The organism is Nocardia niigatensis NBRC 100131, from assembly GCF_000308655.1.
Lineage (GTDB): Bacteria > Actinomycetota > Actinomycetes > Mycobacteriales > Mycobacteriaceae > Nocardia > Nocardia niigatensis.
This window is the reverse complement of record NZ_BAGC01000041.1, coordinates 100,068-117,466: the sequence shown is the minus strand read 5'-3', so window position 1 is coordinate 117,466 and position 17,399 is coordinate 100,068. Positions and strand designations below refer to the sequence as shown.

The 17,399-nt window shown below is 66.4% G+C and carries 15 protein-coding genes and 2 tRNA genes; 12 read left to right on the top strand and 5 right to left on the bottom strand.

The window, feature by feature from the left end; all coding sequences use genetic code 11:
- Positions 1-16: 16 nt before the first annotated feature.
- Entirely contained in the window at positions 17-907 is an 891-nt protein-coding gene (locus ON33_RS15555; protein WP_040859508.1) for a DUF5995 family protein, read from the bottom strand.
- A gap of 161 nt (positions 908-1,068) precedes the next feature.
- On the opposite strand from ON33_RS15555, the gene ON33_RS15550 reads away from it, so the two are divergent.
- From ON33_RS15550 to ON33_RS39660, 5 genes are all read left to right on the top strand, one after another.
- Positions 1,069-1,554, top strand: coding sequence for an FKBP-type peptidyl-prolyl cis-trans isomerase (locus tag ON33_RS15550; protein ID WP_040859506.1), 486 nt, complete (start codon positions 1,069-1,071; stop codon positions 1,552-1,554).
- 715 nt (positions 1,555-2,269) lie between these two features.
- Positions 2,270-3,817, top strand: a complete 1,548-nt coding sequence (locus ON33_RS15545) for an acyl-CoA synthetase (protein WP_040859504.1) — start codon at positions 2,270-2,272, stop codon at positions 3,815-3,817.
- Positions 3,818-3,899: 82 nt separating this feature from the next.
- Positions 3,900-5,084: a lipid-transfer protein gene (locus tag ON33_RS15540; protein WP_040859501.1), complete on the top strand. Its 1,185-nt coding sequence runs from the start codon at positions 3,900-3,902 to the stop codon at positions 5,082-5,084.
- A 168-nt stretch (positions 5,085-5,252) separates the two neighbouring features.
- Entirely contained in the window at positions 5,253-6,431 is a 1,179-nt protein-coding gene (locus ON33_RS15535) for a TetR/AcrR family transcriptional regulator (protein ID WP_040859499.1), read from the top strand.
- Positions 6,432-6,475: 44 nt separating this feature from the next.
- Positions 6,476-6,643 (top strand): hypothetical protein, encoded by a 168-nt coding sequence (locus tag ON33_RS39660; RefSeq protein WP_245550544.1) that lies wholly within the window; start codon positions 6,476-6,478, stop codon positions 6,641-6,643.
- Positions 6,644-6,709: 66 nt separating this feature from the next.
- Here the strand turns inward: ON33_RS39660 and ON33_RS15525 are convergent, their stop codons facing one another.
- A complete protein-coding gene (locus tag ON33_RS15525) occupies positions 6,710-7,762 on the bottom strand; it encodes a fatty acid desaturase family protein (protein ID WP_245550543.1) in 1,053 nt (350 codons plus the stop codon).
- Between the two features lie 310 nt (positions 7,763-8,072).
- On the opposite strand from ON33_RS15525, the gene ON33_RS15520 reads away from it, so the two are divergent.
- Both ON33_RS15520 and ON33_RS15515 read left to right on the top strand, forming a co-directional pair.
- Positions 8,073-9,290 carry a molybdopterin molybdotransferase MoeA gene (locus ON33_RS15520; RefSeq protein ID WP_245550542.1) on the top strand — a complete coding sequence of 406 codons (1,218 nt, stop codon included), beginning with the start codon at positions 8,073-8,075 and terminating at the stop codon, positions 9,288-9,290.
- Between the two features lie 411 nt (positions 9,291-9,701).
- Positions 9,702-11,300, top strand: coding sequence for a GMC family oxidoreductase (locus ON33_RS15515; protein WP_040859875.1), 1,599 nt, complete (start codon positions 9,702-9,704; stop codon positions 11,298-11,300).
- Positions 11,301-11,328: 28 nt separating this feature from the next.
- On the opposite strand, the gene ON33_RS15510 is transcribed toward ON33_RS15515, so the two are convergent.
- The 3 genes from ON33_RS15510 to ON33_RS15500 all read right to left on the bottom strand — a co-directional run bounded on the left by ON33_RS15510 (position 11,329) and on the right by ON33_RS15500 (position 11,833).
- A tRNA-Gln gene (locus ON33_RS15510) sits at positions 11,329-11,399 on the bottom strand.
- 11 nt (positions 11,400-11,410) lie between these two features.
- Positions 11,411-11,483: transfer RNA gene (locus ON33_RS15505), tRNA-Arg, on the bottom strand.
- A 119-nt stretch (positions 11,484-11,602) separates the two neighbouring features.
- Positions 11,603-11,833, bottom strand: coding sequence for a hypothetical protein (locus ON33_RS15500; RefSeq protein ID WP_040859497.1), 231 nt, complete (start codon positions 11,831-11,833; stop codon positions 11,603-11,605).
- A 189-nt stretch (positions 11,834-12,022) separates the two neighbouring features.
- On the opposite strand from ON33_RS15500, the gene ON33_RS15495 reads away from it, so the two are divergent.
- The 5 genes from ON33_RS15495 (at position 12,023) to ON33_RS15475 (ending at position 17,398) form a co-directional block, all read left to right on the top strand.
- On the top strand, positions 12,023-13,654 hold the full coding sequence (locus ON33_RS15495) for a ferritin family protein (protein ID WP_040859495.1): 1,632 nt from the start codon (positions 12,023-12,025) through the stop codon (positions 13,652-13,654).
- Positions 13,655-13,731: 77 nt separating this feature from the next.
- A complete protein-coding gene (locus tag ON33_RS15490) occupies positions 13,732-14,781 on the top strand; it encodes a 2Fe-2S iron-sulfur cluster-binding protein (RefSeq protein ID WP_040859493.1) in 1,050 nt (349 codons plus the stop codon).
- A gap of 45 nt (positions 14,782-14,826) precedes the next feature.
- Positions 14,827-15,933, top strand: coding sequence for an aromatic/alkene monooxygenase hydroxylase subunit beta (locus tag ON33_RS15485; RefSeq protein WP_040859491.1), 1,107 nt, complete (start codon positions 14,827-14,829; stop codon positions 15,931-15,933).
- Positions 15,934-15,938: 5 nt separating this feature from the next.
- Positions 15,939-16,274, top strand: coding sequence for a propane 2-monooxygenase effector subunit MimD (gene mimD / locus ON33_RS15480; protein WP_040859874.1), 336 nt, complete (start codon positions 15,939-15,941; stop codon positions 16,272-16,274).
- 98 nt (positions 16,275-16,372) lie between these two features.
- Positions 16,373-17,398 (top strand): amidohydrolase family protein, encoded by a 1,026-nt coding sequence (locus ON33_RS15475; RefSeq protein ID WP_040859489.1) that lies wholly within the window; start codon positions 16,373-16,375, stop codon positions 17,396-17,398.
- Position 17,399 lies beyond the last annotated feature (1 nt).

Here is a 17,399-nt window from a genome sequence, read left to right as displayed (position 1 = left end):
TCCCTCGAACCGAGGGTCAGATTCCGTCGAGCTGGGCCATGATGTCGAAGGCGCGTTCCGCAGTCTGGTGTTCCAGTTCGATCTCCGCGGCAGTCACCTGCGTCAGCGCGGGATTCTGGAGGGCGAGCCCGTTGGCGAAGATCGTCACATTGGCCCCGAGATCGGCGGCGACCAGCAGCGGCTTGGTGGCGACGCCCTTGCCGAGCACCTGGTCGAGTCCCTCGCCGAAGAAGTAGAAGCGCCACAGCGGGCCGATATCGGCGTGGTAGATCCCGTCGGTCCGCTCGGTGATGACGTCACCGGTCCCGGCGATGGTGGCGACGATCTTGAAGTAATCGCCGGCATTGTCCGGTGTCGATCCGGCCTCGGCGACCGCCCGGGGCAAATCCACGACCAGGTGCGCGTCGTAGCCTGCCATCGCGATGCGGCCGGGAGAGGCGGCGCAGTCGGCGGCGAGCGCGAAGTAGTTGGCCCAGTGCGGTTCCGCTGTGCCGCCGCTGAATTCGGCGTGCACATTGTCGAGGAACCGGCGCAGCAGATCGAAGCTGATCCGGTGCGCGTATTCGGGGTCGGCGAAGTTCCGTGGATCGTGCTGCAGCGGCATCACCGCCTGCTGCTCGACGACATCCAGACCGGTCGCAAAGGCGCCGCGGCGGTCGGCGTGCTCCTCCAGGATCTGGGTGATCCGGTGATCGCGGGACACGGCGTCGTCGAGCAGGGCCAGCTCGTCGCCACCGGCGAGCGTGCCGGTATCGGAGAGCCGGGCGATGTCGTCGTTCTCGGCGGGTGACAGGGCCGTCGCGCAGCCGGACGTCGACGGTGGTGCGGCGAGCGCGGTCGCGGGCGCGACGACCGCGGAGGCGGAAACGGACAGTGCGGCAACGAAACGCCAAAATGCATCGGGCACGATGGGTTTCTAGCAGTGGTGGTGATCGGGCGCCCGCCGGACACGCCGATCCGGCGGTGGAAAGTTGGTGAACGCCTGCCTCGGGTCCGCCGCTGTGATCGGGTGAGGAATGTCGGGATACATTTGCGCGGTCCGGATTCCTCTGTGAAAGGGTTACCGCCATGTCGATCGCCGCTGACAAGGTTGTCTCCATCGAGTACACGCTGAAGGCCGATGACGGCGAGGTGCTGGACACTTCCGTCGGCGAGGCGCCGCTGGTCTACCTGCACGGCGCGGACAACATCGTGCCCGGTCTGGAGCAGGCCCTCGAGGGCAAGAGCACCGGCGACGAACTGGTCGTCGTGGTCGAGCCCGAGGACGCCTACGGCGAGTACCTGGCCGAACTGGTGAGTGCCGTGCCCCGTGACATGTTCCAGGGCGTGGACGAGCTCGAGCCCGGCATGGAGTTCCACGCCGAGGCTCCGGACGGCGACTCCCAGATCGTCACGGTTCGTCAGATCGACGGCGACGAGGTCACCATCGACGCCAATCATCCGCTGGCCGGTCAGCGACTGCACTTCACCGTCAAGGTCGTCGACATCCGCGACGCCAGCGAGGACGAACTCGCCCACGGCCACCCGCACGGCGAGGACGATCACGACCACTGAGGCGCACGCTCCAGGGCTTCGTCTATGAACACCCGGTAGCCGAGGGTGTGGTCGAAGCCGTGGTTCTCCTTGATGTCGAGGGCATCCATTGAGGATGGCCTTGCTGAACTCCTGTCCGGGAAGCACCGTGAACCCGGGCGGGCAGGGCGTCACGAAGATCGCCGACACCACCGGACGCCCGGCCTCGACGCGCCGTCGTACCTCGTAGGGGATAGGTACTGCGCAGTAGGCCGTCATCGCCGGCGCGGGTCCAACGCGAATTCGTCTGTCGCCCAGGCCTCGTCCATGGCCGCGGGCGAGGCGCGCAACAGGTCGTCCCCTGGCGGCGGCGCATTCGACGATGCCGCCGCGGCTACCCGTCGCCGCACGCCCCCGCCGTCGGTATACCGATCGGATTGAAGGGGAGGCTCGAATGGGGTCTATCGCTGCGTGATATGCGCTGCAAAACCATCTATTTCGCCGAATTATCGGCGAATTATCAAGGGCGGCAGCATCATTCGACTGGTTGGGGTCCAAATGCACCCACCGGCCTGTCGGGGTATGGACTGACCTGGAGGTGTCCCACCGGCCGGCATCGCCGTCCGTGGGCAGGGCGCGCGCCGGATCGGGACGCCCGGAATCGCGATCCCGGGCCACGCGCTCTTGCGTCGTGACCCGGGTCACTTCTACTCTCTCTCTAAGAGAATGGCCGTTAGTTTGAGGCTGGGAGAGTGGGATGTATCTGACGCAGTTCCTGCACCGGGCGGTGCAGCAGCGGCCGCAGGCGATCGCGACCATCTGCGGTGAGCGGGTGCGGACGGTGGCCGAGTCGGCCGAGCGGATCGGGCGGCTCGCCGGCGGCCTGGCCGGATTGGGAGTGCGCGCGGGTGACCGGGTCGGGATTCTCGCGCTCAATTCCGATCGCTACCACGAGTACTTCTTCGCCACGGCCTGGCTGGGCGCAGTGGTGAATCCGGTCAACATCCGGTGGAGCGCGACCGAGATCGCCTACTCCCTGGTCGACTCCGGGACCGGAATCCTGCTGGTGGACGATGCTTTCGCGGCGCTGGCGCCGGAGCTGCGCGAGCGGTGCCCGGGGCTGACCCGGCTGGTGTTCGTCGGTGACGGCGAACGGCCCGACGGCATGGCCGATTACGAGGAGCTGATCGCCGCCTCCGAACCGGTGCCGGACGCTCGCACCGGCGGCGATGAACTGCTCGGAATCTTCTACACCGGCGGCACCACCGGACATCCCAAGGGCGTCATGCTCAGTCACCGCAATGTGCTGAGCTCGGCGCTGGGCGCGTCACTCACCGCGGATGTCCTCGGCAGGGGCGGACGCCTGCTGCACGCCGCCCCGATGTTCCATCTCGCCGACTTCGCGCTGTGGATGGCCGGCAACCTGCTCGGCTGCACCCATGTCATGGTGCCGGCGTTCACCCCGGGCGGCGTCCGCGACGCCATCGCCCGGCACGTGATCACCGATATCCTGCTGGTGCCCACCATGATTCAAATGCTGGTGGACGACCCCGAGACCGCCGGCGTGGATCTGAGCGCGGTCCGGCACATCGTCTACGGCGCCTCGCCGATCTCCACATCGGTGCTCGACCGGGCGCGAAAGACCTTCCCCGGCGCGGTGTTCCACCAGCTCTACGGCATGACCGAGCTGTCGCCGGTGGCGACGGTGCTGGACGCGAAGGATCACGAGGACCCGGCCCTGCTGCGCTCGGCAGGCCGCGCGGCCGTGCACGCGGAGGTCCGGATCGTGGACCCCGATGATGCCGAGGTACCGCGCGGAACCGTCGGTGAGGTGATCGTCCGCGGCGACGGGGTCATGCTCGGTTACTGGAACCGCCCCGAGGAGACCGCCGCGGCCATTCGTGACGGCTGGATGCACACCGGCGACGGCGGCCGCATGGACGAGAACGGCTATGTCTTCATCGTCGACCGCATCAAGGACATGATCATCACCGGCGGCGAGAACGTGTACTCCGCGGAGGTGGAAAACGCGCTGGCGCAGCATCCTTCGGTCGCCGCCTGCGCGGTGATCGGGATCCCGGATCCGCAATGGGGTGAGCGGGTGCACGCCGTCGTGGTGCTGCATCCCGGGGCCGCGCTCACCGAGGACGATCTGGGGGCGCACTGCAAGGCCCTGATCGCCAACTACAAGATCCCGCGCAGCCTGGCCGTGGTGGATGCGCTGCCGCTGTCCGGCGCGGGCAAGATCCTCAAGCGTGAACTGCGCGAGCAGTTCTGGGCCGATTCGGATGCTCAGGTGTCCTGACCCGGGTCTGCGCCCTTGTCGGCCGGGCCCGCGCGTGCTGTTCTATGTGAATCAAGGTTAGTTTTTGAGTTTGGGAGTTCCGATGACAGATCGCGTTGTCGTCGCCGGTGTGGGCATGATTCCGTTCACCACGCCGAGCCGCACCGAGAGCTACGACGTCATGGGCGAGCGGGCGGTCCGCGCCGCGCTCGCCGACGCGGGCCTCGACTACACAGCCGTGCAGCAGGCCTACGCCGGCTACGTCTACGGCGACTCCACCGCCGGGCAGGCCGCGCTGTACCGGGTGGGCACCACCGGAATTCCGGTGGTGAATGTCAACAACAACTGCTCGACCGGATCCTCGGCACTGTTCCTGGCCCGCCAGGCCATCGCCCACGGCGTCGTGGATGTGGTGCTGGCCTTGGGTTTCGAGCAGATGCAGCGCGGCGCGCTGGCCATGGGCTACACCGACCGGCCGACCCCGTTCGAGCGCTTCGACGAGGTGGCGCACCGCCTTCAGGGCGAGAGCGACGCCCCCTTCGCGGCACAGTTCTTCGGCGGCGCGGGCCGCGAGTACGCCGAGAAGCACGACATGGATCCGGCCGTGTTCGCGCGCATCGCGGTCAAGGCTCGCAAGCATGCCGCCAACAACCCTTACGCGGTGTTCCGCGCTCCGGTCACCGTCGAGGAGGTACTGGCCTCGCCGCGGATTTACGGCCCCCTGACTCGTTTGCAGTGCTGTCCGCCCACCTGCGGCGCGGCCGCGGCCGTCCTGGTCAGCGCGGACTTCGCCCGTCGTCACGGATTGCGTTCGGACGTGATCATTTCCGCGCAGGCCATGACGACCGACCGCGCCTCCACCTTCGGCGACGACTCGATGCTGTCCCTGGTCGGCTACGACATGTCGCGGGCGGCCGCGCACCGCGTCTACGAGGAGACCGGCGTGGACGCGCGCGACATCCCGGTGGTGGAGCTGCACGACTGCTTCACCACCAACGAACTGCTCACCTACGAGGCGCTCGGACTCACCCCCGAGGGCACGGCCGAGAAGTTCATCGCCGACGGCGACAACACCTACGGCGGCCGGGTGGTCACCAACCCGTCGGGCGGGCTGCTGTCGAAGGGGCATCCGCTCGGCGCGACCGGCCTGGCGCAGTGCGCGGAGCTGGTCTGGCAGCTGCGCGGCGCCGCCGGCGCCCGGCAGGTGGAGGGCGCGCGAATCGCGTTGCAGCACAATATCGGCCTGGGTGGCGCGGCTGTGGTGACCATGTATCAGAAGGTGGGCTGAGATGCCCGTGAACCCGTCCGTCAGCGCGCAGACCCTGGTCTGCGGCGGCGGCTTCAACATGTAGCCGGCGGTACGCGGCCACCGCGCGCCGCGCCCGCTGCGCGCAGTGGCAGGATCGTGGCAGTGACCGCAGTGCCCGCGACAGCGAACCCAGGACAGGAACAGGTGATGACGGCGACCGGTGAGCGCCCGGCCCGTGGCACCCGCCCGGCCAATCGGCGGGAGCTGATCGTCGAGGCGGCCGACGCGCTGTTCTACCGGGACGGGTTCGCGCGCACCAGCATGAGTGGCATCGCCGAGGCGGTCGCCATGAGCCCGTCCGCGCTGTATCGGCACTTCCGGTCCAAGCAGAAGGTGCTGGCCGCGGTGGTGCTGGCCTCCATCGACCGGGTGCGGGAGCAGCTCGCGGAGGCCACTGCCGAGGATCTGGCCGCGGCCGCGGCGCGGGCCACCGTGCGGGACCGGAGTCTCGGGGTGATCTGGCACCGCGAGTCCCGCTATCTCACGCCCGAGGATCGGGACGCGGCCGGACAGCGGATCGGGCAGGTGCTGGCGAATCTTGCCTCGCTGATCCGGGCGCGGCGCCTCGATGTGGGCACGGCCGATTCGGAATTTCTGGCTGCCTGCGTGCTGGGTGTCATGACCGGGATCTCCTTCCAGACCATCCAGATGCCCGACGACCGCCTGACCCGCTTGGTGGAGCGGCTGATGCTCATCGCCGTCGACAGCGAGACCCCGGCGGGAACGCCCACGCCGCGCGCGCCCGCCCGCTCGGGCGTGACCGTGACCGCCCGGCGCACCGCGATCCTGGCTACCGCTACCGAACTCTTTGCCGAGCAAGGGTTTTCGAATGTCGGCATGGACGATATCGGCCGCGCGGTGGGCATCGCGGGCCCCAGCCTCTACAACCACTTCGCGGGCAAGGTCGAGATCCTCGAGGCGACGTTCCTGCGCGCCAACGAATGGTTGCAGCGCGATCTGGAGCGCGCGCTGCAGGAGGCCGGGGACGAGGCCGACGGGCTGCGCCGAGTGCTGGCCGGCTACACCGATTTCGCCCTGGAGCGCCCGGCCGATGTCCGGCTGCTGCTCACCGAGGTCGTCGAACTGCCCGAGCCGCAAGGCCATCGGGTGCGGGTCATCCAGCACCAGTACATCGCCGAGTGGGTGCAGCTGCTGCGCCGGGTGCTCCCCGGCCTGGACGCCACCACCGCGCGGGTGCGCGTGCAGTCGGCCATCCACATCGCCAATGACGTCGCGCTGTCGAGGCGGTTGCGGGACGCGCCCGGCACCCGGGAGCGGGTGCTCGCCGTCGGCGCGCGCCTGCTGGGGCTGCCCCCGGAACACTGAGCGAGCCCCTGGCGCCGCGCGCCATCGAGGGCTTCGCCCGCGCCATGGCCCGGCTGGGCGGCCGCTGCGGGATCACCGCCAACTGCATCGCGCTCGGGGCGACCCGCACGCCCGCCATCGCGGACCGGATCGCGGACGAGGAGCTCGCGAAGCGGGTGCTGTCGAACTACATCGTGCGCCGCGTCGGCCGAGCCCGAGGACGCCGCCGATAGGGTGCTGTTCCTGGTGTCGGGCGCGGCGAGCTGAATCACCGGCCAGACCATCCCGGTCAACGGCGGCTACTCCCTCGCCCTCTGACCGGCGGTCGAAAGACCACGGCCTACGGTGTTGAGGTGCTGCAGGGCCTGGCTGTAGGAGGTTCGCAGGGAGGTCTCGGCGTAGGGGATGGCCCGTTCGGCGCAGAACGCTCGGACGTAGGGTTGGGCGGCGCGGAGGGACGGGCGGGGCATGGAGGGGAAGAGGTGGTGCTCGATCTGGTAGTTGAGGCCGCCCAGGGCGAGGTCGATCAGCGGACCGCCGCGGACGTTGCGGGCGGTCAGGACCTGGCGGCGGAGGAAGTCGGTGTTGTCACCTTCGGGAAGCACTGTCATGCCTTTGTGATTGGGCGCGAAGGTACAACCCATGTAGAACCCGAAAAGACCTTGCTGCACAGCGATGAAGACCAGTGCCTTGACCGGTGACAATGTCAGGAACACCGCGGCGGAATAGGCGATCGCGTGTGCGGCGAGGAACGCGCCCTCCCGAATGCGGTGCGGGATAGGCCAATTCACCACGGCTCGCACGCTCGAATAGTGCAGACTGCCCGCCTCGAGCAGCAGCATCGGGAAGAAGAGCCAGGCCTGATAGCGGAAGACGAAGCGCCGCCAGCCTTTCCCGCGGGCGGCCCGCTCATTGGAGTGGGCCAGGATGCCTGCGACGTCGGGGTCGTCGCCCTCGGTATTGGGGTGCGCGTGGTGACGATTGTGGTTGCTGGTCCACCAGCCGATGCTCACCCCGGTGGCGAGATTGCCCACGATGAGCCCGTACCAGTGATTGGCCCGCCGGGTCCGGAAGATCTGCTTGTGCCCGGCATCATGTCCGAGGAACGCGAGCTGCGCGAACACCGCGGCCAGGCAGACCGCGGGCCCCAGCTGCCACCACGAGTCACCCACCAACCACAACGCCGCCCATCCCGCCGCGAAAGCCAGTGCGGTGAAACCGGTTTTCCACCCGTAGTACCGCGTGCGCCGCTCCAGCAGGCCGGCCTGCCGCACGCGCCGCAACAGGGCCGCGTACTCGCTGCCGCGCACAGGCGCGGATTCGGCGATCACTGGGAGCGGGGTCTCACGCACCGCCCACCGGGGCCGTACCGTCTCGATTACCAAGGGTTCTGCACATCCTGCTGTCGTGGTGGTACCCGGTATCAGCGTGTCGCGCCGCGACCACCATCAGGTGAACGTACATGCGGCACGGCAACACATCTGCGTGACGATTTCGCGTCCGCTGCCGGGGCCGTCGTATGTTCGCACGCGTCCGCACAGCGATCCGCAGGTACGGGTGAGATGCCCGCAATGGATCTGCAACCACGGAGAAAGTAGCTGGAAATCTCCGTGGCTGAACATCTTTCGGTATCTGTCGGAGCGCTGGGAGAGGACGTGATGCGTGAGCGCGGTGCAGATCCGATCCGCGACTACGATGACCGCGCCGGAGGTGATCGTCGAGGAGATCGAGGCGGTGCTGAGCTCGGCGCTGTCCGCGATACCCGCGCGCCGCGCGCCCCTGTCCGAAGCGCTGGGCGCGACCCTGGCCGAGCCGTTGACCGCGATGATGGCCTTGCCGGCCGCCGACACCGCGGCCATGGACGGGTTCGCGGTGAGCGGTCGCGGACCGCGCTGGCGGCTGCTCATCGGATCCTGTACCGCGGGAAGGTCATCGCGGATCACGCTCGCCGAGGGTGAGGCGGTGCGCATCGCGACCGGCGCGCTGACGCCGCCCGGCGCGACGGCGGTGTTGCGTGCGGAGTACGTGCGCATCGAAGGGAGCGGCGGCCACCCGGCGCTGGCGCTCGCGGCGGGCGCGCCGTACCGGAACGACATCCGGCCCGAGGGTGAATCCTGGTATGGCGGAGACGAATTGGCGGCGGCGGGCGGCCGGGTGAGCGCGGCGGTCATCTCCGTCGCGCAGAGCGCCGACGCCCCGATCGGCATGGTCCGCGGACCGCTGCGGGCCGACCTGCTCATCACCGGCGACGAGATCCGCGCCACGGGATCCTTGGGACCGGGTCAGATCCGGGATGCGCTCGGCGCCGCGCTGCCGCATTACCTGGGCCACTGCGATATCGGCGTCGGGAGCCTGACGCGACTGCCGGACGACCGCGCCCTGCTGCGGTCCTGGTTCGATCGCGACACCGGTGCGGAACTCGCCATCACCGTCGGCGCCACCGGTCGCGGCGCCGCGGACCGGCTTCGCGATGTGCTCGGCGAGATCGGCGCGCAGATCCTGATCGACGGAGTTCGTCTGCGCCCGGGCGGATCTCAGCTGGTGGCGCGCCTACCCGACGGCCGCACGCTGCTCTCCCTGCCGGGAAGTCCCTTGGCCGCCATCACCGCGTCGCTGGTGACCGGGCGAGCGCTGGTGAATGTCCTGACCGGCCGGCGCGATCCGGTCTCCTCGTGGGGGCGGGTCGCCGACGCCGCGAACCCGGACGGCGACCGGGTTCGCATCGTGCCGGTCCGGCAGGTCGAGGGCGGCGTCTGGCGTGCCATCGGCGCGGTCCGCACCGCGCACCTGGCGGGTCTGCTGCACGCGCACGCGCTGGCGGTGCTCCCCCCGGAGGCCGGTCGCGGCACCCTCGTCGAACTGCTGCCACTGCCCCGGTGAGAATCGGACAGTTCGCCCGCGTGCAATCGGATTGACGACCCTTTCCGCCGACCCGGTCCTCGGCTCCGACACCCCGTCCCGCACACCCAAGTCCGCCCGGCCGCCTACGGTGCCCTGCAACCAGCGGGCCTGTACCTCGGAGCGGTTGCCCGCCGACCTGGACCGGCCACCACAACCCACTCCGTCTCGCGCACGCCATGGAGGCTAACTGGCTTGTCCGACAGGCGAATCCGTGTAGAGCTGAAGCGTCAGGATTCGAACGGGCTACGGGTGCTCGGCCGCGGCCGATGCCGCCACTGGACCTGTTGTCCGAAACGGGGTTCCTGGACGGTCGCTTTCGAGTACTTTCGCAACACATCCCAGTTTCGCTGGTGAGTCACCGCGGGACTTGTGTGGGCGGAAGGGCTGGTCATGGCGGCTACGGACTACATCGTCATCGGTTCCGGGAGCGCCGGGGCCATCATCGCTCGCAGACTGGCCGATAGCGACGCCGCCGTGACGCTGTTCGAGGCGGGCCGAGCCGACCGCAGCATGCTGGTTCGCAAGCCCGGCATGATCGGTCCCATGCACAGCGTGCCGCAGTTGAAGAAGCGGATCGACTGGGGCCACTACACCGTCGAGCAGAAGCATGCGCTGGGCCGCACCATCCCGCAGACGCACGGCCGGGTGGTCGGTGGCTCGAGCTCCGTCAACGGCATGGTTTTCGTGCGTGGCAACCGCCGGAACTTCGACGATTGGGCCGGCGAGGGCAACAGCGGCTGGTCGTATGACGAGGTGCTGCCGAGCTTCAAGAAACTCGAGTCGTTCGAGGACGGCGCGAACGAGTTCCGCGGCGGCTCCGGCCCGATCAAGGTGATCCGGGCGCACGACCTGACGCCCGCCTCCGAGTCTTTCATGCAGGCGCTGACCGAGACCACCGACCTGCCGCACAACCCCGACTACAACGGCGCCGACCAGGAGGGCGTCTCGATCCTCCAGCAGAGCAACAGCAACGGATTACGCTCGAGCACCGCGGTCGGATATCTCGAGGATCGTCCGAAAACCCTGACCATGCTGCCGAATACGCAAGTCTTGCGCGTACTGATCGAGAACGGCCGGGCCGTCGGCGTGGAGTATCGGACCGACCGTGGCACCGAGGTGCTGCGTGCCGAACGCGAGGTGATCGTCAGCGCCGGCGCCTTCGGTTCGCCGCAGCTGCTCATGCTCTCGGGCATCGGCCCGGCCGACCATCTCCGCGCCTTCGGTCTCGACGTCATCGCCGACCTTCCGGTCGGCGACAACCTGCACGACCACCTGTTCGTGCCGATGAGCTTCGCCATGCCGACCGCCCTGCGCCGTTCTTCGGCGGGATACTTCGCCCGCGCGTTCCTGCGGGAGTCGTTGCGCAACAACAGCACCTGGCTGGCCCGCAGCGTATTCGAAGCCGTCGCCTTCCTCCGCACCCCGTACACGGCCGGGACACCCGATCTCCAATTACACGTGCTGCCATGGAGCTACCCCGGCCCGAACCAGGACGCCCCGATTCGCCACACCCCCGACCCGCGGCAATCACTGACCATCCTGGTGACGATGATCTGCCCCCGCAGCCGCGGCACCCTGCGCCTGACCTCCGCCGACCCTACCGCCGCACCCGCCATCGACCCCAACTACCTCGCCGACCAAAACGACTTGGACACACTGGCATACGGCATGGAACTGACCCGCGAAGTCATGGCCGCGAAGTCGATCAGCGCCGCGGTGGACACCGAAATCTCGCCGGGCCCGCAATACCCTGACCGCACCGACCTGGCCGCCGAAGTCCCCAACCGCGCGACCACCGTCTACCACCCGGTCGGCACCTGCCGCATGGGCGTGGACGACCGCGCGGTCGTGGACCCGATGCTCAGGGTTCGCGGTGTGGACGGCCTACGCGTCGCCGACGCGTCGATCATGCCGACCATCGTCGGCGGCAACACCAACGCGGCCACCATGATGATCGGCGAACACGCCGCGTCGGTCATCCTGCGCTGAATACTCGTTGCCGTACCGAATTCGAGAGCTGAAGCGCCAGGATTCGAACCTGGATCGGCGGAGTCAGAGTCCGTCATGCTGCCGTTACACCACGCTTCATCGAAAAACAGTGTGCCCGAAAGGATTCGAACCTCCGACCCCCTGCTTCGTAGGCAGGTGCTCTCTCCGCTGAGCTACAGGCACTCGACCCCGCGCGGATATCGCCGTTGACATCGACTCGCCACTGAGGTGCGCGGGTTGAACAGGTTGGTTCCCGGAGATGGTTCGAACAGCAACCACAACCGCTCTCTACGGCGAGGCTGTCAGAGCGTGATCTGTACGCCGGTGCGGACGCGGAGGCGGGTGAGATCGAATGTGGTCGGGCGCTGGATCAGCACGGTCACGAAGCCGCCTTCCTGTCGTCGGGTCGAGGTGTCGAAACTACGGTAGCAACGGGATTCCGAAGCGGTAAAACGATTTTCGGGTGGGCCACCGCCGACGTTCCCGACGATCAAGGTCGGGGCGAATCCGGAAGCGGCACCGGCAAACAGCATCCACGACCACGCCACCTCCCAGTGGGGCGGCACGTCGAGGTGAGTCGGCGCTTCCGGCGCGAGTTTGGCGATGGGACTGTGATGCCCGTCTCATCGTGAGACGCTCACGGTGCAAAGCGCGGGCTCCAATGGATCGGGCAACGTCCCCACCGCCGGCAGACAGCCGGTAGCCGATCCAGGAGTCGAACATTGAGTAGGCAAAGCCTGACGAAGGCCCATGCGAAGATCACCGAATTGTCATGGGAACCCACCTTCGCAACCCCGGCAACGCGCTTCGGTACCGACTACACCTTCGAGAAGGCTCCGAAGAAGGATCCTCTCAAGCAGATCATGCGGTCCTACTTCCCTATGGAGGAAGAGAAGGACAACCGCGTGTACGGCGCAATGGATGGCGCGATCCGCGGCAATATGTTCCGGCAGGTGCAGCAGCGGTGGCTGGAGTGGCAGAAGCTGTTCCTGTCGATCATCCCGTTCCCGGAGATCTCGGCCGCGCGAGCGATGCCGATGGCGATCGACGCCGTGCCGAATCCCGAGATCCACAACGGGTTGGCCGTGCAGATGATCGACGAGGTTCGTCATTCGACAATTCAGATGAACCTCAAGAAGCTGTATATGAACAACTACATCGACCCTGCCGGGTTCGACATGACGGAGAAGGCGTTCGCGAACAACTACGCGGGCACCATCGGCCGACAGTTCGGCGAGGGGTTCATCACCGGCGACGCGATCACCGCCGCGAACATCTATCTGACCGTCGTGGCTGAAACTGCGTTCACCAACACGCTTTTCGTGGCGATGCCCGACGAGGCCGCAGCCAACGGCGACTACCTGCTGCCGACAGTGTTCCACTCGGTGCAGTCCGATGAGTCTCGCCACATCTCCAACGGCTACTCGATCCTGCTGATGGCGCTTGCCGATGAACGCAATCGCCCACTGCTGGAACGGGATCTGCGCTACGCATGGTGGAACAACCACTGCGTGGTCGACGCGGCGATCGGCACCTTCATCGAGTACGGCACGAAGGACCGCCGCAAGGATCGCGAAAGCTACGCCGAGATGTGGCGGCGCTGGATCTACGACGACTACTACCGCAGCTACCTGATCCCGCTCGAGAAGTACGGTCTGACCATTCCTCACGATCTGGTCGAGGAAGCCTGGAAGCGCATTGTCGACAAGGGCTACGTGCACGAGGTGGCTCGGTTCTTCGCCACCGGCTGGCCGGTCAACTACTGGCGGATCGACGCGATGACCGACAAGGACTTCGAGTGGTTCGAGCACAAGTACCCGGGCTGGTACTCGAAGTACGGTAAGTGGTGGGAGGAGTACAACCGTCTCGCCTACCCCGGCCGGAACAAGCCGATCGCCTTCGAAGAGGTCGGATACCAGTATCCGCATCGCTGCTGGACCTGCATGGTGCCGGCACTCATTCGTGAGGACATGGTCGTGGAGAAGGTCGACGACCAGTGGCGGACCTACTGCTCGGAAACCTGCTACTGGACCGACGCCGTCGCCTTCCGCAGCGAGTACGAGGGCCGCCCGACCCCGAATATGGGCCGGCTCACCGGATTCCGTGAATGGGAGACCCTGCACCACGGAAAAGACCTGGCCGACATCGTCTCCGATCTCGGTTACGTCCGTGACGACGGCAAAACCCTGGTGGGCCAGCCGCATCTGCATCTGGACGACCCGAAGAAGCTGTGGACCCTCGACGACGTGCGCGGCAACACGTTCAACAGCCCGAACGTGCTGCTGAACCAGATGTCCGACGCTGAACGCGAGGCGCACATCGCCGCGTACCGCGCGGGCGCCGTCCCGGCCTGATCCGGCTCGGTGGGTGGCGCCGAAGCCGGCGCCACCCACCGCCTCACCACCGATTCCCGAGCCCAGGAGACACACCCGTGGCCGACAAGCACCGTATCAACTTCGAGCCCGTCGACATCGAGATGGAAGTCGGCGAAGAGGAGAACATTCTCGATGCCGCGTTCCGGCAGGGGATTCACCTCATGCACGGCTGCCGCGAGGGGCGGTGCTCGGCCTGCAAATCCTATGTCCTCGACGGCGAGATCCAGATGGAGAACTACTCGACCTTCGCGTGTAACGACGCCGAAGTGGAGGAAGGCTTCGTATTGCTCTGTCGCTCACATGCTTTCAGCGACTGCACCATCGAACTGCTCAACTTCGACGAGGACGAGCTCCTCAGTGGCATCGCCCTCCAGGATGTGCGCACCGAGGTGGTCGCGATCGAGCCGATGACCAAGGACATCGTCTCGCTGCGGCTGCGCCCGGTCGGGCCGGCGGCGTACGAGTTCAAACCGGGCCAGTACTCCGATCTGCGTATCCCCGGAACCGAGGAACACCGGTCCTTCTCCATGGCGACAACACAGTCGACACCGGAGCATATCGAATTCCTCATCAAGAAATACCCGGGCGGCCTATTCGCCGGGTTGCTCGAGGATGGAATCTCGGTGGGCGACGAGATCGAATTGACCGGCCCATACGGGTCTTTCACGCTCAAAGAGGGCCACGTCCTGCCGTTGGTCTTCATCGGGGGCGGCGCGGGGATGGCCCCGATTCTTTCGCTGCTACGGCACATGAGCGAGACGGGCAATACCCGGCAGGTGCGCTTCTACTACGGAGCCCGCGCCCCGCGGGATCTGTTCTACCTCGACGAGATCCTCGAGCTCGGTGCGCGTCTGACGGACTTCACGTTCGTGGCTTGCCTGTCGGAATCGATGGATACGCAACAGGTTTCGGACTCGGTCCTGGTCGAAGAGGGGAATGTCACCGACGTCGTCGCGCGCCGTGAACCCGCTCTCGGCAAAGCCGAGGTCTACCTGTGCGGACCACCGCCGATGGTCGATGCCGCCCTCGAACTGCTCGAGGCCGGCAATACCCCGAAGGACCAGATCTTCTATGACAAGTTCACCAGCCCTGCCTTCGATCAGTAACCGCGGGAACCAACCCTCCTGCACCGACAAGAACCGAGAAACGAGATGACCGCAACCACCGGGAACAAGCAACGCAGCTTCCCCGCAATCGAGTTCACCGACTCCGAAGCCGGTGCGCTCGAGTTCCCCAGCTCCCGAAGCCGGACGTACAACTACTACAAACCGGCAAAGATGCGTTCCACGATGTATGAGGACGTGACGGTCGACGTACAACCGGACCCCGAGCGTCATCTCACGCAGGGCTGGATCTATGGCTTCGCCGATGGTCCGGGCGGTTACCCGCAGGAGTGGACCGTCGCGAAATCGTCGAACTGGCATGCCTTCCTCGACCCGAACGAGGAGTGGGACCAGACCATCTACCGCAACAACTCCAAGGTCGTTCACCAGGTCGACCTGTGTCTGTCGAACGCGAAGCGCGCCCGCGTCTACGACGCCTGGAACATGCCGTGGCTGACGTTCATCGCCCGCAACCTGGGCGCGTGGATGCATGCGGAGAACGGTCTGGCACTGCATGTGTTCACCTCGATCCAGCGGTCCTGCCCCACGAACATGATCAACACCGCGGTCGCGGTGAACGCGGCCCACAAGATGCGGTTCGCGCAGGACCTGGCATTGTTCAACTTGGATCTGTCGGAGGCCAGCGCGGATTTCGACGGCACCGTCCACAAGCAGGTGTGGCAGTCGGCGCCGGAGTGGCAGCCCACTCGTGAGGTGGTGGAGCGGCTGACCGCGGTGCCGGACTGGTGTGAGCTGCTGTTCGCTTCGAACATCGTCTTCGAGCAGCTGATCGGCTCCTTGTTCCGCAGTGAACTGGTCATGCAGATCGCCGCTGGGAACGGCGACTACATCACGCCCACCATCGTGGGTACCGGTGAGTACGACTACGACCGCGATCTCGCTTACTCCCGCAATCTTTTCCGATTGCTGACCCGCGACGCCGAGTACGGGGAGCCGAACAAGGAGCTGTTCGGCTCCTGGCTGCAGACCTGGGTGCCGCGCTGCCTCGACGCGGCCCGCGCGCTGCAGCCGATCTGGTCGCAGCCGGCCGACAAGGCGGTCACCTTCGCGACCAGCTTCGAAACGGCCAAGGACAAGTTCGGTTCCCTGCTCGAGGATCTCGGGCTGAATATCCCCAAGGAGTTGGACCAGTGAGCAGCATGCAATTCGGATCGTCCACCGAGTTCTCGAACATGTGTGGCGTGACCTTGATGAACACCCCCATCGGTCGCGTCGTCGCAGCGGTGATGGGCGACAAGGATGGCGTGGAGCTGACGGAGTATCCGTCGATGATCCGAGTCGATGGTCAGCGCCTGCTCGACTTCGACTACGCCGAACTCAGTGACGCCCTGGGCGAGGAGTTCGATGGCTCCACCTTCGAGGAGATCAGCTCCACCCACTACGGGCGCATGGTCCATCTCGATGACAAGACACTGCTTTTCGCCAGTCCCGAGGACGCCGCCGAGTACATCGGATTCGATCTCACCGCGCACTGAAGCAGCACCCGTAGCAACCGTGTGCCGGCGCCGCCACCGGATCAGCCGTGGTCGGCGGCGCCGCACCAGCCCACAGCCCGAATATCGGAGTAGCCAGCATGTACGAGAAGAACGGCGACAAGTATTTCATCGTGGACGGCCACGTTCACCTCTGGGACGGTCGCGAGTCGAATCACAAGAATATGCACGGAAAGCAGTTCATCGACTGCTTCTACGACTACCACAAGAACCTCAGCCCAGCAGAATACCTGTGGGACTACGACACCTACACCTATTACGGCCCTGAGCGTTTGGAGCGCGACCTCTTCGTCGACGGCTACGTCGACCACGCCATTTTCCAGGCCACCTTGTTGAGCGACTTCTACCGCAACGGATTCGGGCAGACCGAGGAGGCGCTGGCTCTCGTCGGCAAGAACCCCGGCAAGCTCACCTACAACCACGCCTACGACCCGCGCTATGAGCAGGCGGGCCTCGAACAACTCCGCAAGGACGCCGAGCGGATGAACCTCCAGGGCGTCAAGCTCTACACCGCCGAATGGCACGGCGACTCCCGCGGATACAAACTCGACGACCCGTGGTCACGTCGCTACCTCGAGGAATGCATCGAACTGGGTATCACCAACATTCACGTCCACAAGGGCCCGACCATCCGCCCGCTCGACCGTGATGCCTTCGATGTCTCGGACATCGACAAGGTCGCCACCGACTACCTCGAGCTTCGTTTCATCGTCGAGCACGTGGGCCTGCCCCGGCTCGAGGATTTCTGCTGGATCGCCACTCAGGAATCGAACGTCTACGGCGGATTGGCGGTGGCCCTGCCGTTCATCCACACGCGCCCAAGGTATTTCGCCCAGATCATCGGCGAATTGCTCTACTGGCTCGACGAGGACCGGATCCTGTTCGGCAGCGACTACGCGCTCTGGACCCCGAAGTGGCTGATCGAGAAGTTCGTCGATTTCCAGATCCCCGAGGACATGTCGGGCGAGTACCCGCCGATCACCGTGGACCAGAAGAAGAAGATTCTCGGGCTCAACGCCGCCGCGCTGTACGACCTCGAGGTCCCCGCGGAACTGCGGTTGGCCGAGCCGCCTGCCGCGGAACTCCAGGTGCGGGAGACGGTGTAGC

Excerpts from the sequence above, each read along its gene's own strand:
- ON33_RS15550 (WP_040859506.1), top strand. The coding sequence starts at position 1,069 with ATGTCGATCGCCGCTGACAAGGTTGTCTCCATCGAGTACACGCTGAAG.
- ON33_RS15545 (WP_040859504.1), top strand. The coding sequence starts at position 2,270 with ATGTATCTGACGCAGTTCCTGCACCGGGCGGTGCAGCAGCGGCCGCAG.
- ON33_RS15540 (WP_040859501.1), top strand. The coding sequence starts at position 3,900 with ATGACAGATCGCGTTGTCGTCGCCGGTGTGGGCATGATTCCGTTCACC.
- ON33_RS15535 (WP_040859499.1), top strand. The coding sequence starts at position 5,253 with ATGACGGCGACCGGTGAGCGCCCGGCCCGTGGCACCCGCCCGGCCAAT.
- ON33_RS39660 (WP_245550544.1), top strand. The coding sequence starts at position 6,476 with ATGGCCCGGCTGGGCGGCCGCTGCGGGATCACCGCCAACTGCATCGCG.
- ON33_RS15515 (WP_040859875.1), top strand. The coding sequence starts at position 9,702 with ATGGCGGCTACGGACTACATCGTCATCGGTTCCGGGAGCGCCGGGGCC.
- ON33_RS15500 (WP_040859497.1), bottom strand. The coding sequence starts at position 11,833 with ATGCTGTTTGCCGGTGCCGCTTCCGGATTCGCCCCGACCTTGATCGTC.
- ON33_RS15485 (WP_040859491.1), top strand. The coding sequence starts at position 14,827 with ATGACCGCAACCACCGGGAACAAGCAACGCAGCTTCCCCGCAATCGAG.
- mimD (WP_040859874.1), top strand. The coding sequence starts at position 15,939 with ATGCAATTCGGATCGTCCACCGAGTTCTCGAACATGTGTGGCGTGACC.
- ON33_RS15475 (WP_040859489.1), top strand. The coding sequence starts at position 16,373 with ATGTACGAGAAGAACGGCGACAAGTATTTCATCGTGGACGGCCACGTT.